Source organism: Peribacillus sp. P4_B1 (assembly GCF_056402395.1).
The window spans coordinates 100,268-117,405 of the sequence record NZ_JBFUHM010000003.1 but is presented as its reverse complement, the minus strand read 5'-3'; the positions used below and the strand labels follow the sequence as shown (position 1 = coordinate 117,405).

Below are 17,138 nucleotides of genomic sequence, written 5' to 3'. Positions count from 1 at the left end.
GGGGAAAATAGTAGTATTTTACTGGTTTATATTGGTTAGGTTTGAGAGGTGTAATCTACAATATTTTCTATATTATGAGTCCTTTCTCACAATGTGGCTTCGTGCTTTCCTATTTGTCAATCCCTGTAAAAATAGCGCTATTTTTAAAATGTTTATTTCCTGTCCCATCTAATTTCACATTGAGAAGGTATTTCCTTCTTTTTATGAGGGGTTATTGGATATTCTGCCACTTAACATTAAAAACCCACTTCATTTTACAAAGTGGGTTGATTTTATTTAAAAAGGAAATCAACTAAATTCCTACTTGAATTTCCTGTGGAGTATTGATTCCATTTTTGGTTAAAGGGAGCAATCTTCATTAATGATTGATCTGCGACCCGTATTTTCCCTAAAAGCTCTTCAGTGGTAGATACCACCGGTCCGGGCATGGAAGAGGCGTAATCCTCCCAAAATCCCCGTTCCTTCACATACTTTTCTAAGTCATATGCAAAGAATATCATTGGTCTTTCCAAAAAAGAGAATTCAAATGGAATCGAAGAGTAATCGGTTATTAAAAGATCCGTACTGATCAGCAGTTGATTTACGTGAAATTCACTTTTGACAGGGTAAACGAACCCTGGGAATTTATGTTGTAGATCATCCCCCGTTTTTACAGCTGGATGCAGTTTAAGTAATAACGCATATTGTTCGTCCTTTAGTTCCTTGTAGAGCATTTCCAAATCGAGTGCAATCTCTCCGTTGTTCAAGCCGTCATTACGAAATGTAGGGGCATATAAAATGATTTTCTTATGCTCAAGTTCTGGATATTTGGCTAGCAACGAACTGCGTGCATTTTTTTTTGATTCATCATTGAAAAAGAAATCAGTCCGAGGTATCCCGGTTCTTAGAATATGGGATGTCGGCAATTGAAAACTTTCTTGATAAATTTCCGCCATTCTCTCTGAACCTGACGTAACATAATCAAATTTTTTATATACCTCTAAAAATCTTGTCCTTGCACGGGCAGAGCGGTTTTGAATGGAAGGGTCTTTTGCCCCGAATTGCTTAACGGCACCGGCCGCATGCCACACTTGAACACATTTCACTTGCTTTTTGAATCCAATGGCTGAAAGAAAGCCAAAATAATTATCAATGATGATCCATTTTGATGTAGCGAGGTGATAAATCGATTGGATCATGGCAATGATATTATTAGATTCAAACGGAAGGACGATGGTTTTTCCATCGTCCTTCACTTCTATATGACTGCTCGGCTTCATTAAAAATACTTTTTGAATAGGAATGTCCTGCTTGTCCATTTCATCCGCTATATATTGGCAGTTGTCCCCGAATGATGTGACAAAGGTCGTTTTATCACGTAAAGGGAAAAGTTTAAAGATAGAGAATAAAACCTTAAAACAAAAAAGGTAAATTCCTATCGCGAATTCTTTAGCCATTAGTAACTTGTAAAAGGTCATCTTTAATTTGGGATGTAGAAATGCCAATTGTTCTTGGAAGGTAGACCACTTCACAAACTTCAGATAATTCATCGAATTGGCCTTTCCAGTCATCTCCCATTACAAAGATATCTACACCTTCACGAAGGATGTCTTCTCTCTTTTGTTCCCAATTGTCTTCCGGTATAACCTCGTCCACAAAGCGGATTGATTCAAGGATCATCTTCCTGTTTTCAAAGCTATGATAAGCCTTTTTATCTTTTAATGCATTGAATTCATCCGTGGAAATGGCAACGATAAGATAATCCCCTAAATCTTTAGCACGTTTTAATAGATTGATATGACCCCAATGAAGTAAATCAAAGGTTCCATAAGTGATTACTTTCTTCATTTTTATTCCTCCTGTAAGACTCTTTATTTCCTTAATTAAATTAGGATATATATTTGGACTATTAGAATATTAAATGAAACAATAAAACAGGTAACCAGCTTTTCAGGGCATTCAGCTTTTTGCTTAAAGGCAAGACAAATGCGTTTTTAAGTAAGTCTTTCTCCTATTAATTATAACTTAATAGTTTTACAAATAAACCACAATTTTTTTACAAATAAACCACATTTATTTAATTTAATGATAATTGTAGATATTAATTTTTAAGCTATAATTAAATGTTGACTAAGTTGTATTATTCTGGAGGGAATATTAATGTGTCCATACAAAATATTTTATATTGAAATAGATATTGTATGGTTTATATTGAATAGTATTTAATATAATTTCAAACACACACCACTCTTATTACTTGAAGTCAAAGGTGATTGCTTAACAAAATTACAAAAAAAATATTATTCTTGCTGTAATTAGAATAAGCCATTCACATTAACCACATGTAGGTGAGAACATCATAAAATCCATGTTATATAATATAGAAGTTGAAAGTGTCATTAAAAAATCTAAATTCGATCTATAAAGGCAGAGGATGAGTCATGTATAGACTCTAAACCTACCGGAGAACATTTTATAGACCCATTTAGCCTATTCCTGTATTGAAAGCGTTAACTATGATGTTAAGAATGCTCCTATGCTATTAAGCATCTTGATTTTGCTATACCCTTTCTATTCTGGCTGGCAACGGAAGGACATGCAAATGATTTTTACGTTAGTCCTTCCTTGGCAACGAACACATTGTGCTCAAGGTGACAGTCATTGGCTTGTAGAACTTGGTCTTTTAGCCGATTGAAGTAAAGGTGTTGTTTTCAACCCAAACGATATCAAAAAATTAAGATATGTAATATTCGATGTAAGCTGCAAGTGACTCACATTTAAAGGTTCTATTAGGATAAGCTAACCAATAATGTCCCATTTTGTATATTCAAGGCGATTTGGGTAATATATGAACATTTCACCTGATATTGAGGAAAAACCGAAAAAAGTTTATGATTTTAAAGTGCAATGAAAGATTCATTTATTTAAATAATTTGTTATAGGTGGTCTAAAATGATAAAAAAGCTTCTTAGAAAAAGGAAAGCAAGAAAAACCCCTAAAATTAAGTTGAAACAAGTTCTGTCCATTGTGCAAGAGGAAAATACGCTCTTTATAAAAGGTCAATTTTCAAAAGAACATTATTGTGCGAAAGAACTATGGCTATATTCTAGGGGAAATGAAAATCAAAAATTTAAAATAGCGGAATCGGTGGTTTCACATAAATTTGAGTTTGAAATAAATCTAATAGATTTAATCCGAAAATTAGAAGATGAACCCCATTCTGTTTATGACTGTTATATCAAAGTTTCCGTTCCAGTTGAAAATCTAAGCAAAAAATCAATCCTTAATATTGAACATAAAGCTGAATATGTAGAAGTATGCGAACAGGTTAATATTGAATATCCAATTCGTCTAGGGCGTTTTCAGGAAACATACACGAACAATTTAGGTTTTTATACCTATGAAGATAAACAAAGTATATTCTCTATAACCAATAAAGGGAATTTATCTCTTTATATCAATAAGACCCCTGAAATTTCGATTAAGTCTCAAATCGAAAAAATCACCAACAAGTCGAAGACAATGCACATTAGTGGTCAAATCTTCACCAAGAATTCAAAGATAATAAAAGGTGAGAGCCTAGTAAAAGGCAGGCAAAGTGACAAAGAATATCAGGCAAATATATCTTTTATTCATAATAAGGAAATGAATATTAAGAAATATGGACTGAATCGATATATATATGATATGAATTTGGATTTAGAACAATTGGTCAGTGTGGATTTGGAAGATGATGTATATGATATTTACATGAAATTATATTTGCATGATCAGGAAGAGCCGAAAATGATACGCGTCGGAAGACCAACCACCAGAACTAAAATATTCACTAAAAAGACCGATGTTATCTCGGATAATGGAGTTACTATAGTCAATCCATACTATACCTTTAAAGCAGCTAATTTATCTTTGGAAGTGTTTACCTTCCCTACGGAAACATATCGATACTTAAAAAGGATGATGGGGTGGAGGCGATTTCTGGGTTTATTTAAAAAGAAAAAGGATGTCTGGATTATTGGAGAAAGAACTTATAAAGCCCAGGATACTGGATATCATTTTTTTAAATATATGAGAGAAAATCACCCTGAAAAAGAAGTGTATTATGTAATAGAAGAAAGTTCTGTGGAAGCTAAGAACGTCGAGCCCTTTGGAAATATACTTTATTTCAAGTCAAAGGAACATATTAAAAAGACAATGGAATCAACACGTATTATTTCATCACATCATCCGGATTATTTATATCCTTTAAGAACATCTGAATTTAAAAATCGTGTTAAGGGTGTTAAGGTGTTTCTACAGCATGGTGTTATGGGTACTAAGAATATGGTGGCAAACTACGGGAAAAAGGCAACCTCTGGTTTTAGTACGGATGTTTTTCTAGTAAGTTCAGACTTCGAAAAGGATATGATCGTAACTGATTTTGGGTACAACGAAAAAGAAGTATTCACAACGGGACTGTCAAGGTTCGACTCGCTGTTTAAGGATGATGTTTTAATAAAGCGGCAATTATTGATCATTCCAACATGGAGAGATTGGATTACATCCGATGAAATATTTTTGGAAAGCGAGTATTTTGAAAGGTATCAGAAATTAGTGAATCACCCGGTTTTACATGATTTATCTAAAAATGATGGGTTTGAAATCATTTTTTGCCTTCACCCTAATATGCAGAAATTCACGTCTTATTTTAAAGATGCTCCAGTTAGGGTAATTAGTCAGGGTGAAGTGGATGTCCAAAGATTAATTAAGGAAAGTGCGATTATGATTACGGATTATTCAAGTGTAGCTTTTGACTTCAGTTTTCTGCATAAACCGGTGATTTACTATCAATTTGATAGAAACCGTTTTATAGGGAAAAGACCGTCACATTTGGATTTGGATAACGATCTTCCGGGTGAAATCGTTGATGAATTGGATGAATTGTTAGGTGTTTTAGCCGAGTATGCCAAGTCTGATTTTGTCATGAAGAAAAAGTATATGGACAAGGCTGACCGTTTTATTAAATATCGCGATGTTCATTCTAATTCAAGGATATTCGAAGTGATTCAACATGCTGAAAAAGATCCAAATTCACTAAGTAAATTATATAACCATCCGGTTGTTAAACTCTTTGTTAATCGATTTAGGAAAAGTAAAAAGTATTTCCCTGTTATGAAAAATGTATATAAAATTATGTCAAGGCTTATCCCGGTTGACAGGAATCTTATTCTTTTTGAAAGTGGAATAGGAAAACAATTCGCAGATAGCCCCAAGTATATATATGAAGAGCTAGTGAAAAGGGACAATAATTATAAAAAAGTTTGGGTGTATAATGGTAATTTACCGATAAAAGGAAAGAATACGAAGCTGGTAAAACGTTTAAGCCCGGAATACTATTATTATTTAGCTAAAGCCGGCTATTGGATAAATAATCAAAACTTCCCTACCTATCTAAGCAAAAGGAAGGAAACGACTTATATTCAGACTTGGCATGGTACCCCTTTGAAAAAAATGCTATTTGATATAGAAAATATACAAGGAAGGGACGATGGGTACTTAAATCGGGTTCATGGTGCAACGAGAACTTGGGATTATTTAATATCACCAAGTCCATATGCGTCCAAGGCCTTCAGAAGTGCTTTCAAATATGAAGGAGAAATATTAGAAACGGGCTATCCAAGAAATGATTTATTTTATAGGGAAGATGCTTCAATGACCGCCAAGTCCGTGATTGAAAAACTGAAGATACCAACAGGAAAAAAAGTCATCTTATATGCTCCTACATTTCGGGATAATCAAACATCTAAAAATAATAAATTTATTTTTGAGTTGAAATTTGATTTAGAAAGAATGAAAGAAGCACTTGGAAATGAATATGTCCTATTGTTAAGGATGCATGTTGTTATAAGTAATAATCTCAGCATCCCGAGTGAATTTGAGGATTTCGTTATAAATGTATCCAATTATTCAGATATACAGGAACTTTACCTGATTTCTGATATATTGATTACTGATTATTCTTCAGTAATGTTCGATTTTGCTAATACTGCTCGTCCGATTTTGTACTACACTTATGATATGGAAGATTACAGAGATAACATCCGTGGATTCTATATGGACTTTGAAAAAGAAGCACCAGGTCCGTTTTTAAAAACAACTGAAGAGATTATCGAGACTATTGGCGATATTGATGAAATAAACAAGCTATACAAAAAGAGATATAGTTTATTTAGAGAGAAGTATTGTGGAATAGAAGATGGTAAAGCTACACAGAGAATCGTGGATAAATTTTTTGATGATTGATTCCTTAAAGGGTATTTTTGCTTTTAAGTAACTGGTAAACTGGCTGCCTAATCGAAACATGTGCCTCTACACATAAAGGAGAGGAACCGTATGAATTTTTTGGTGCGTCAAAAAGCGAGGGAACTTTTAAAGAGCGGCAATATTCAAATAAAAAATAATCCTTCAAGCTTAAGAAATAAATTTTTAGGAAAAGTTAAAAAAGTCACTGTAGTTACTGCTGCTTTTAATGCTGAAAAATTCATTAGAAAAACGATTGAATCAGTAATAAATCAATCCATGGGTATAGATCAGATTGAATATATAATTATAGATGATTGTTCGACTGATGATACCGTTAAAATTATTCAGGAGTATGCAGCTAAATATAAAAATATATGTTTAGTTTCCCTTCAGGAAAATAATGGGTCACCTGGGACCCCCAGAAACATTGGAATAGAACTGGGAACATCTAAATATATAACTTTTTTGGACGCAGATGACTGGCTTGCTCCTGATGGACTGGAAAGCCTCTATAACATCCTGGAGGAAACAGGTGATGATTATGTAGTGGGCAAAACGGTAAAAGTCGAATCTGAGTCAGAGACTGTTATTGGTGAGTTTGCTTCTATTAAAGAAAGAAGAAGCATTACCCCATTGGATGTTCCGCACTTTTTTTATCATATGGGTCCAACTGCCAGAATGATGAATTTGTCTATGGTTAAAGAAAATGAAATTGGTTTTCCAAATATGAAATTCGGTGAAGATAAATGGTTTTTTACAGATGTTTTCTTTAAAGTCAGAGCAGTTTCAACTACTAAAAAACCTATTTATTATGTCAACAGAACTTCAGAAAATCCATATTCTTTAACACGTGTTACGAATGTGTTAGATAAAAGAAAAGCGGATGTCGAAATAATAAGGTATATTCAATCCAAGGATATAGCCATTGAATTGAAAAGAGTGGCCCTTAACCGGATTTATGAGTACGATATTGTAAAAACGTTCGACAGTCAAACTTTTGTGAAATCCAAGAAAAAAGAAGATTTTATAGAAGTATTAAGGGAGGCTGTCGAAACAACGAAAAACTTGTCATATGACTTTACGAATGAATTTAAAGTCCCTATCTATAAATTTGCCATTGAATTATTCATGGCGGATCGTATTGATGATTTCATAAGGTTATTTGAATGGTTAAAGCGAGATGCTAATAAAAAATATCTTATTAAAGATTGTTTGCCTTATTATGAACTTCCATTTCTGGAAGGTGATTATCGCTTCGTAAGGATACCGATGCTTGCTCGTGCAATAGATTCTTATGTTATCGATAATGTCTACCACCAGAGTTTTGAGATTTATGGTGATGATATAAACAACATAGAGTCTGTATTAATACGTGATAGAAAAAGAATGGACAATGAAATCAACTGTGAAGTTCGAATAGAAGGTAATAGAGGTCATTTTACTGTTTCATTAGATGAAATTGACCGAATGGAAAAGTCATTATTTACAGTGTTCATTCGATACAATGATTATCAATTGGTGAATATTAAAAGAATCCTGAAAAATAAGATGGCGTATAATAACAAAAATGTGGAGTTTTATACAACAGTGGCAAATAATTTGGGACTAGCTATAAAGTCTTTGGAGTAGCTGTTAGAGGTACACCAAAAATAAGCTCTCCCCTTTATTGGGCGAGCTTATTTTTAATTTGATATATTTGAGAAGAAGTTTGATGATGATTGTATGTAGTGGGTTATGGGGATTGTGTTAATAGGCTGATAACACAAAGAAAGACAGTGCTCCACGATTAATTATAATCATTATTCAATTATTACTAATTAATAAAAAGGGAGATCAGATATGTCAAATGAAACAATACAAACCTCAAAGAGACCTTCCTTTCTATCGCTATTAAAAAATGGGGCTAAAGCAATTATTTTAAGAGGATATAAAATGGCTTTTGCAATGGTAGGGCAAGTATTGCCAGTGGATCATAAGCTTGTAATATTTGAGAGTTTTTTAGGAAAGCAGTATAGCTGTAATCCACGAGCGATTTATGAATACTTGCAGAGTCACCATCCTGAATATAAAATGTATTGGAGCGTAGATAAAAGATATAGTGCTCATTTCAAAGAGGCAGGCATTCCGTATCTCAATCGTTTTTCATTCAATTGGCTGCTTAAAATGACCAGGGCCCGTTATTGGGTAACGAACAGCAGGCTCCCGCTTTGGATTCCGAAGCCGAAGCACACAATCTATTTGCAAACGTGGCATGGGACGCCATTAAAGAAACTTGCTGCAGATATGAATGAAGTACACATGCCTGGAACAACGACGGATAAATATAAAGAAAATTTCCATGCCGAATCAAGTAAGTGGGATTATTTAATTTCACCGAATGCTTATTCAAGTGAAATTTTTGCCCGTGCCTTCAATGTCGATACTTCTAAAATTCTCGAAACTGGTTATCCGCGCAATGATATACTTTACAATGGGAATAATCGTGATACAATCGACTCATTGAAACAGAAGTTGGGTATACCAATAGAGAAAAAGATCATTTTATACGCCCCTACTTGGAGGGATGATGAGTTTTATAGCAAGGGAAAATATAAATTTGAAATAAAACTGGATTTGAATCGAATGAAACAGGAGCTGGGGGAGGAGTATGTCATTTTGCTCCGTCTTCATTATTTGGTTTCTGAGAACTTGGATTTAACAGCTTATCAAGGATTCGCCTACAATTTATCCAATTACGAAGATATTAGTCATTTGTATCTTATTTCGGATTTATTAATAACCGACTATTCATCCGTATTCTTTGATTACGCAAATTTAAAGCGTCCGATGCTTTTCTATGTATATGATATTGAAAATTACAGGGACAAGCTTCGCGGGTTTTACTTTGATTTTGAAAAGAATGCGCCAGGTATGTTAGTAAAAACATCTGATGCGGTCATTGATAGTATCAGTGCGATCAAATTTGAAAATAACAATGAGTTCAATCACTTTCACGAACGGTTTTGTGCCCTCGAGGATGGCCAGGCTTCACGCCGTGTCGTAGAAAAGGTGTTTTTAGGAAGGTCTGTGTAATATATGAGTTCAGCTTTGACCGTTTTAAAAGAACAAATCAATAATTTTTATTTGGTAAGGCGTTTATCTGTTTATGAGGTGAAAAGTGCCAACAGTAATAACTATCTGGGAATCCTATGGGAAATCATCAATCCGATGATACAGATTGCGATTTATTGGTTTGTATTCGGATTTATAATCTTGAATCGCGGTGAACATTTCCTTCCATGGCTGATGGCAGGGATCGTTGTCTGGTTTTTTGTGAATCCTTCAATAACCCAAACGTCCAAATCCGTCTTTTCCCGACTGAATATGGTATCCAAGATGAGCTTTCCGATGAGTGTCATTCCTTCGTATGTCATTTTTGCTAAGTTGTATCAGCATCTTGTGCTGCTGGGGGTCATTATCATACTATTAGGTTTTACTGGATACCTCCCTACAGTTTACATCATACAACTGCCATATTATGTTGTCGCGACGGTTGCGCTGTTATTTTCATTTGGCTTAATCTCGTCAACCTTATCAACCATTATTCGTGATTTTCACAATATGATCGTGTCATTAATGAAAGTCTTGTTTTATTTAACACCAATCCTTTGGGTATTAGATGCTAAAGATCATCCAGTAATCGTTAATATCATGAAGCTGAATCCTCTATATTATATTGTGGATGGGTATCGAGCTTCGTTATTGGGGGAATCATGGTATCTAATAGTGAATTGGGAATATACGCTATATTTCTGGGCAGTCGTAATCGTCTTCTTTTTGATAGGTTCCTCGCTGCATGTTAGGTTTAGAGATCGCTTTGTTGACTTTAAGTAAACTGGAAGTGAGAAAAATTGGAAAAATCGGTAATTGTCAAAGATATAACGAAAAAGTATAAATTATATAATAAAAACTCGGAAAAATTATTGGATCTCCTTTTACCTAAAAGCTATGGGGAAGAGTACTTTGCTCTGAGAAATGTAAGTTTTGAAGCGGAAAAGGGCGATGTAATAGGATTTGTCGGGGTCAACGGATCCGGGAAATCCACATTGTCCAATATTATTGCAGGTATTATCCCGCCTACGGATGGAAATGTCCAAACTAACGGGAAAACGGCTTTGATTGCCGTTTCATCGGGCCTGAATAATCAGTTGACGGGCAGAGAAAACATTGAGCTGAAAATGCTTATGCTCGGATTCGATAAAAATAAAATCAAAGAACTTGAGCCTGAGATCATTGAGTTTTCAGAGCTTGGCAAGTTCATTGACCAACCGGTGAAATCCTACTCAAGCGGTATGAAGTCCAGGCTTGGTTTTTCCATTTCCGTGCATATTGATCCAGATATCCTGATTATTGATGAAGCCTTATCGGTCGGGGATAAAAACTTTGCTGAAAAGTGTTTGGAGAAAATGAACGAATTTAAGGAAAAAGGCAAAACGATGTTCTTTGTCAGCCATTCAATCGGTCAGATGAAGAAGTTTTGCCAAAAGGCTCTATGGCTTGAATATGGAGAGTTAAAAGCATACGGTGCCATGAACGAAGTAATGCCGCAATATGAAGCATTCTTAAAAGAATATAACGCCATGTCTAAAAAAGAACAGAAAAAGTACCGTGAAGAACAAATGAAAAGACGTAGTTCTACACTGGTATGATAGTGAAAAGCAGACCCGGTCATCGGGTCTGCTTTTTTTAGTTAAGCACTTCATCATAAGTTTTCTCAAACCGCTCGGCAGCTGTAAGGTGGGAGTATTCGCTTTCCATTTTATATCTTGCTTTCGTAGCTAACATTGTTGCATATTTAGTGTCATTAAGCAGAATAGAGATCGCTTGTGCAAGTGCTTCTATATTTTTTTCCTCAACTAACAGACCATCTTCACCATCAATGAGAATCTCCTTTAAACCTCCGATTGCACTTGCAATGACGGGTGAGCGGCAACTCATCGCTTCTAATGCAGATATGGAAGTCGCCTCTTCCACCCCGTGGGAATGAACACTTGGGATGAGTACGATATCCGATGCTTCATAGAGGCTATGCATTTTCTCGAAAGGCACTGAACCTAAGAAAAGTACGGAATCGGATAATTTGAGCCGTGCTGCCGCTTCCTCAAGCCGGGTTCGCTGTTCTCCTGTACCCGCATAGACCAATACCGTTTCAGGATGGTTTTCCAGAACCTCCGGCAGAGCAAGGAGCGGGTAGATGACACCGTTCTTTTCCGTCATTCTTCTAGGGACGAAAAGCATCTTTTTATGTAGGGGGATTTGAAAATCCTGACGGGTTTGCTTCCGCTTTTCCGTTTCCGGTTTGAAAGCTGACACGTCAATGAAGTTCTTGATCGTTTCCGCCTCTATATGTGCCAAATGATTTATATAGTCTTTGATCCTTTGATCGACCGTCACAACTTTTGCAGCAGACTGATAGGCTTTTCTTTCAAGCTCCCGAATGATTAAATCTTCTTCACTGTCCGGAAGGAGGGCGCCCCTGCTGACTGCTTCGAATGAATAATACCCATGGACAGTTTGTACCGTTGGAATCCCGGATTCAATGGAAGCAAGCGTTGCGAAAATGTCTTGGGCATTAATGACATCATAGTTTTTTTTCAAGCTTTTAATAGATGAAGCCAATAATTTTTGGCGCTGTTTGTCATTGAAAAGCTGACCGCTCCCTTGTTTTACTTTATTCAATAAAAAACCGGGAGCCTGGGCGAGCATCTTCCTCTTGAAAGGGGGCAATTGAGAGAAAGATAATATGTCCACATTATGGCCCCGTGACATTAACCCCTTTTTTAACGTAGTGATATGACTTGATAGCCCTCCTTCATGAGGGTAGTTGAAAATCGTCGTGATTAATATGTTCATAATGGCACTCCTTCTTCTAATTTATTACTTTGATCTTATCCTTTTCATTACTTGCAGGCTGCTTACTTTAAAAAGCATGGCTAATGCGAAATATAATMCGAATACCAAAAGCGATATGATCACTAATTCCATAATGATGGGGAACGTTTCGGTAAGCGGATGGACCCAGAGCGCAAGTCCGAATATGATGGTTCCGATGATGATCAGCTTGCCGCTTTCCTGAAAAACATCCCTGAAAGCGGCCTTGTCCGTTCTTTCTGTCTTTAACCATAGGAAGCCGAATAGGTAGAGAGATTGCAGGAGCATGGATATCCCTGTGGCTAAAGCAATTCCGCCGACACCAAGATAACGTGATAGGACCCAGCTGAGCAGGACATTAAGCAATACGGCGAACAGGCAGGAATACATGGCCACTTTTGTTTTCTTTAAGGCATAGAAGGCGTTCATCAAATAATCCCTTAATGCAAAGAATGGGAGGGAAGCTGAATAAAAGGTAAATGCATTATAGGTCGTTTCGGTGGCTGAAGCATCGAAAGCCCCGCGTTGGAAAGCCAGAGTGATTAAGCTGTTTCCGCTGATTAACATGACGATCATGAAAGGAATGGCTAAAAATAAAAGTGACTTCAGACCTTTTAAGGTCAAATTAAGGAAAGATTGATAGCCTATAAGTGCCCGCTCGACGATTGTAGGATACAATACGGTAATCAACGGCGTGAGGACAATGCTTAATGGCAGCCACAGCAGCCGATTCGCATAGTTCAGAGCTGATACGCTTCCGGTTTCGAGCGAGGTGGCAATGATCCGATCGACGACACTATTCAATTGGATCGCCAAAGCGGCGATGATAATCGGGTAAAAGGTGTACAGTGTTTGAACGATCTGCCTTTTATGAGGCAGGAAAGAGACGATGGGCCGGATTCCGAATCTCTTTAATGATGGGTATTGAATCAGGAACTGACTGGCCGCACCGAACACAAATCCCCAAGCCAGCCCTTCAACCCCAAAGGGAGCAGCGAACAAAACGGTGGCTGCTATAATGACCGTGTTTTGTGCAGTCGAAGTGAGTGCTGGAAGAATAAAACGCTTATTCGCATTCAGGACTCCCGTCGCCATGTATGAAAGTGTGAAAAATAGTAAACTTGGCAGCATGATCCGGGTCAGGGACTCCGTCAGAGCAAGTTCCGAATCAGAGAAACCGGGGGCTACCATTATGACGAGCGGCTTTGTGAAAATCATGCAGGCAATGGTCATTAATCCGGCTATCAACATAAAGAAGGAACCTAAAACACTGATGAATTCATCAGCTTTCAAAGGGTTATTCGCCTTCTTTTCCAAGTAAATGGGAATGACGCCTGCCTGAAGACCGCTGCCGAGGGCCGTAAATAAAATGGTTGGTATGAGGCTTGCCACGAAAAAAACATCTGCCATTGACGATGCACCGAAATAGGCGGCAATGATCGATTCCCGCCCGAATCCGAGGACTTTTCCAATGGCTGCAATAATAGTGACTAGCCCGACCGATTTAATTACATGTGAAAGAGTAGGCATATTTTCAATCCTTTAAAGTGATATCCTTTTGTAAACAGAAACCTAAACAACTATAAAAAAATAGTGTAAACGTTTTATCTTCTAGAATATTGTAAAAAAGTCCTGCTAGCAATGCTGCTAACATCAGGCAGATAGTAAATACCGTTAAAGTGCCATTTCTCGATTTAATGATTTTACGGTAGGTAAAAAGAATGAATGCAAGTACCGCGAGAAAACCCAGCACCCCAGTTTGAACAAGAATTTGGATATATTGATTATCGGTATACATCCTTTCACCAATTTTGTATTCCTGATAGATTGGTGAGGAAAAGGAAAGGGTGGCAGAATCTCCGAAGGTTGCTAGCCCTGTGCCCATTATGGGATGATCTTTGAAAATTTCAAGTCCCTTGATTAGGACATATAATCGGCCCCATTCTGTACTTTGGTGAAGAGTCGTATTAGAGAACATTTCAGAAAATCGATTGGAAAGGGCATGTTCGTGTTCTGAAGTGGGAGTGCTGCCAATTGCCATATTTTCCATGGGAACCGATGCGGATACCTCCACTTTACTTGAAGCGAATAGAACAGGGTAATAAATCAGAAGCAGGCCGAGACCGAATGAGCCTACAGCATATTTGAGAAATGATTTATTTCTAGTCCAAATTATAAACACGAGCGCCGCGAAGCCGAATGCAATCATCGTACCCCGTGAATAGGTGAGCAGTAACGTACCAGAAAGTAAGATGGACGCTAGAAAGACGAAGGGTTTATATTTTTTCAGTGACTGAAATAGAAAGAAACTAAGGAATAACTGAATGCTTAAGAATAAGGCAAATACATTAGGGTTGGCAGGTGCTCCATAAATCCTCATCCGGTTAGTTGGAGAAAGATTCCACATTTCCCATTCATGGGGCAGCAAGATCGTACGTGAAAAGATTTTCTCCAATATGCCATGCAGGCAAAGAAAAATTGTAAATATTAGGATTACCTTCAAAAAGCGAAAGATATCCTTTCTTTCTAGATTTAATTCACCGATAATGTAAAGAAGTAAGAATGTAACAAGCAATGCCCGGAGTTCGAATAGGATGGGGAAGATACCCACTCCGTTTAGGAGTCCAGCTACTGCACCCACAAAACAAAACAACCAAAATGGCACAGTAAAATGATATTTAGAAATTTGCCATTCGTATTTCTTGAAATTTTCCATAAGCAAAGAAATGAATAAGGTGAGGATGATCAGATCACCTGTATAGGTTAAGCCGCTATTCAGTTCCATCAATAAGGGACGGGCAGGGAAGTAAATGAATAGAATTAATAACAGGTTTTTTTTATTTATACCGATAAAAACGAGCATTAACACCGTTGCCATGTAACCGGTGATAGGGTGAGGCACTGCTAATGGGACGAGCAGGCACATGATTAGAATGAATAACGATTGTTTTTCTATAAATTTCAATTGATTAACCACCTTTGAATCGAAAATCACGTTCTTTGATGTGTATGAAAAAATTTCTTGAATAATACCCCACCCTTTAGATGTATAGTACATATGAAAGGCTGAAGTGAAATGACAGAAAAGTTTGTTGAGATACTATCCATACCATTCATCGATAGCAATATGGATGAATTCATGAATGGAATGATCTATCCAAGATTAATGAATCAGGAAAAAACGTTTGTCGTTACGGCAAATCCAGAAATAGTTGAGTATGCAAATGAACATCAGGATTATAAGGACATCATTCTATCGGCTGATTACATCACTCCGGATGGCATTGGTATTATTATGGCCTCTAAATGGCTAAATCAACCTTTACAAGAGCGGATTACAGGATTCGACTTGATGAATGAATTATTTCGGGTCGCTGATGAAAAAGCGCTGAAGGTATATCTGCTCGGAGCGGAGGAACAGGTTATTGAATCAGCGGCCCTTAAAGCAAAAGAGCTATACCCTGGCCTCGAGTTGGTGGGATACAACCATGGTTATATCGATATTAAGGACGATAGCCTGGCCAAGTCCATAGCGGAACTTGAACCTGACATCATTTTGACTGCATTAGGGTTTCCTAGACAGGAAAAATGGGTTTCCAGGCATTATCCGTTATTTAAAAAAGGAATCTTCATGGGAGTTGGGGGAAGCTTTGATGTTCTTGCAGGAAAGGTGAACCGCGCCCCGGTTTTCTGGCAGAAGATGCGTCTTGAATGGTTGTACCGACTGATCCAGCAACCTTCACGGTGGAAACGGATGCTTGCTTTGCCAAGATTCGTTTTCAAGGTTAGACGGTTAAGGAAAACGGTCCAGCGTTCCTGAACATAAGGAGTGGAATGGATGAGAGTCTTGCACTTAAACGCTGGCAATGAAACTGGCGGCGGTATGTTTCATATTATGTCCTTACTGAACCAATTGAATAAAGAGGAGTGCTTGCTTGGTGTATTTGAAGATGGTGAACTTTACCGGCGGGCCATGTCTTCCGGGATACAAACCGAACTTTTCAAGCAACATTCCAAATTTGACCTTTCAATTTTGAAACCTTTACGGGACTTTATCCGTCTTAATAATATAGACATCATCCATACCCATGGACCGCGGGCGAATATATATGGTGCCTTTTTAAAGCGCTTCATTAAACGCCCTTGGCTCCTTACTGTTCACAGTTCACCTCATCATGACTTTTTGGGTCAGGGTGTAAAAGGAAAATTGTTTACGGGACTTCATGTAAGGTCATTTAAATATGCAGATCATATACTGGCAGTTTCCGATCGCTTTAAGCAAGGCTTGATTGACCAAGGAATCGACTCGTCCAAAATAACAAAAATCCTAAATGGAATCGACTTTGAAAAGGAATTGCCTTTCCCCTTCCAAAGAGATGATTTTGGGTTTAGGGCAGATGATTTCATCATCATCATGCCTGCAAGGCTTGAACCGGTGAAAGGTCACGAATTTGCCTTAGCGGCATTAAGTGAAGTGGTATCGAAATTCCCCCATGTAAAACTGTTGCTTTTAGGGGACGGGAGCAGGAGAACTGCTTTGGAAGAGATGGTCTCGGAAAAGGGATTATCCGATCACGTGTTCTTTTTGGGGTATCGTGAAGATTTAGAAAGAATCTACCCAATGGGGGACGTCACGTTATTGACTTCCTTAAGCGAAAGCTTTCCACTGGTTTTACTTGAAGGAGCAAGGTCCGGTCTTCCGGCTATCACTAGTGATGTTGGCGGTGTAAAGGAATTGATTCCGGATGGGGGAAAGGGCTGGATTACAGATATAGGAAATGTCGATCAACTGAACTTGGCGATCTGCAATGCTTTAGAATTAAAAAAATCCGGGGACCTGACAAAGATAGGGTCGGATTTACAAAAATTTGCAAAAAACAACTTTTCTATAGAGATTTTAGCCAAAAACGTATATAATGTTTATTTGAGGATGAAAAATTAAAATAAGCATTTATATATAGGTTTTC

At 37.3% G+C, this 17,138-nt stretch carries 11 protein-coding genes and 1 pseudogene; 7 read left to right on the top strand and 5 right to left on the bottom strand.

Annotated elements, in window-relative coordinates; all coding sequences use genetic code 11:
• Nucleotides 1–272: 272 nt before the first annotated feature.
• Together AC1DVK_RS02920 and tagD are read right to left on the bottom strand one after the other, a co-directional pair.
• Nucleotides 273–1,436 carry a CDP-glycerol glycerophosphotransferase family protein gene (locus AC1DVK_RS02920; RefSeq protein WP_477625784.1) on the bottom strand — a complete coding sequence of 388 codons (1,164 nt, stop codon included), beginning with the start codon at nt 1,434–1,436 and terminating at the stop codon, nt 273–275.
• The gene (tagD, locus tag AC1DVK_RS02915; protein WP_061465620.1) at nt 1,429–1,827 is read right to left on the bottom strand and encodes a glycerol-3-phosphate cytidylyltransferase; all 399 of its coding nucleotides are present in this window, start codon (nt 1,825–1,827) and stop codon (nt 1,429–1,431) included. Before tagD ends, AC1DVK_RS02920 begins: the two co-directional genes overlap by 8 nt.
• Before the next feature lie 1,104 nt (nt 1,828–2,931).
• Between tagD and AC1DVK_RS02910 the strand changes: the two genes are divergently transcribed.
• From AC1DVK_RS02910 to tagH, 5 genes and pseudogenes are all read left to right on the top strand, one after another.
• Nucleotides 2,932–6,261 carry a CDP-glycerol glycerophosphotransferase family protein gene (locus tag AC1DVK_RS02910; protein WP_477625783.1) on the top strand — a complete coding sequence of 1,110 codons (3,330 nt, stop codon included), beginning with the start codon at nt 2,932–2,934 and terminating at the stop codon, nt 6,259–6,261.
• Nucleotides 6,262–6,351: 90 nt separating this feature from the next.
• Nucleotides 6,352–7,890, top strand: coding sequence for a glycosyltransferase family 2 protein (locus AC1DVK_RS02905; protein ID WP_477625782.1), 1,539 nt, complete (start codon nt 6,352–6,354; stop codon nt 7,888–7,890).
• 237 nt (nt 7,891–8,127) lie between these two features.
• Nucleotides 8,128–9,333: pseudogene (locus tag AC1DVK_RS02900) on the top strand (CDP-glycerol glycerophosphotransferase family protein); the annotation flags it as partial.
• A gap of 3 nt (nt 9,334–9,336) precedes the next feature.
• Nucleotides 9,337–10,134, top strand: coding sequence for an ABC transporter permease (locus AC1DVK_RS02895; RefSeq protein ID WP_061465617.1), 798 nt, complete (start codon nt 9,337–9,339; stop codon nt 10,132–10,134).
• A gap of 17 nt (nt 10,135–10,151) precedes the next feature.
• A complete protein-coding gene (gene tagH / locus AC1DVK_RS02890) occupies nt 10,152–10,949 on the top strand; it encodes a teichoic acids export ABC transporter ATP-binding subunit TagH (RefSeq protein ID WP_061465616.1) in 798 nt (265 codons plus the stop codon).
• A gap of 37 nt (nt 10,950–10,986) precedes the next feature.
• Here tagH and AC1DVK_RS02885 read toward each other — a convergent pair whose 3' ends face one another.
• From AC1DVK_RS02885 to AC1DVK_RS02875, 3 genes are read right to left on the bottom strand one after another with little or no spacing between them, the layout of a single operon-like run.
• A complete protein-coding gene (locus AC1DVK_RS02885) occupies nt 10,987–12,153 on the bottom strand; it encodes a glycosyltransferase family 4 protein (protein ID WP_089361984.1) in 1,167 nt (388 codons plus the stop codon).
• Nucleotides 12,154–12,177: 24 nt separating this feature from the next.
• Nucleotides 12,178–13,701 carry a murein biosynthesis integral membrane protein MurJ gene (murJ, locus tag AC1DVK_RS02880; RefSeq protein ID WP_477625781.1) on the bottom strand — a complete coding sequence of 508 codons (1,524 nt, stop codon included), beginning with the start codon at nt 13,699–13,701 and terminating at the stop codon, nt 12,178–12,180.
• Nucleotides 13,702–13,705: 4 nt separating this feature from the next.
• The gene (locus AC1DVK_RS02875; RefSeq protein WP_477625780.1) at nt 13,706–15,136 is read right to left on the bottom strand and encodes an O-antigen ligase family protein; all 1,431 of its coding nucleotides are present in this window, start codon (nt 15,134–15,136) and stop codon (nt 13,706–13,708) included.
• A 111-nt stretch (nt 15,137–15,247) separates the two neighbouring features.
• Between AC1DVK_RS02875 and AC1DVK_RS02870 the strand changes: the two genes are divergently transcribed.
• Both AC1DVK_RS02870 and AC1DVK_RS02865 read left to right on the top strand, forming a co-directional pair.
• Nucleotides 15,248–15,991, top strand: coding sequence for a WecB/TagA/CpsF family glycosyltransferase (locus AC1DVK_RS02870; RefSeq protein ID WP_477625779.1), 744 nt, complete (start codon nt 15,248–15,250; stop codon nt 15,989–15,991).
• An 18-nt stretch (nt 15,992–16,009) separates the two neighbouring features.
• Complete coding sequence (locus tag AC1DVK_RS02865; protein WP_410860576.1) at nt 16,010–17,113, top strand: glycosyltransferase family 4 protein; 1,104 nt, start codon at nt 16,010–16,012, stop codon at nt 17,111–17,113.
• The last annotated feature ends 25 nt before the right edge of the window (nt 17,114–17,138 follow it).

Coding starts and splice junctions, on each gene's coding strand:
- AC1DVK_RS02920 (WP_477625784.1), bottom strand. CDS start 1,436: ATGGCTAAAGAATTCGCGATAGGAATTTACCTTTTTTGTTTTAAGGTT.
- tagD (WP_061465620.1), bottom strand. CDS start 1,827: ATGAAGAAAGTAATCACTTATGGAACCTTTGATTTACTTCATTGGGGT.
- AC1DVK_RS02910 (WP_477625783.1), top strand. CDS start 2,932: ATGATAAAAAAGCTTCTTAGAAAAAGGAAAGCAAGAAAAACCCCTAAA.
- AC1DVK_RS02905 (WP_477625782.1), top strand. CDS start 6,352: ATGAATTTTTTGGTGCGTCAAAAAGCGAGGGAACTTTTAAAGAGCGGC.
- AC1DVK_RS02895 (WP_061465617.1), top strand. CDS start 9,337: ATGAGTTCAGCTTTGACCGTTTTAAAAGAACAAATCAATAATTTTTAT.
- AC1DVK_RS02885 (WP_089361984.1), bottom strand. CDS start 12,153: ATGAACATATTAATCACGACGATTTTCAACTACCCTCATGAAGGAGGG.
- AC1DVK_RS02870 (WP_477625779.1), top strand. CDS start 15,248: ATGACAGAAAAGTTTGTTGAGATACTATCCATACCATTCATCGATAGC.
- AC1DVK_RS02865 (WP_410860576.1), top strand. CDS start 16,010: ATGAGAGTCTTGCACTTAAACGCTGGCAATGAAACTGGCGGCGGTATG.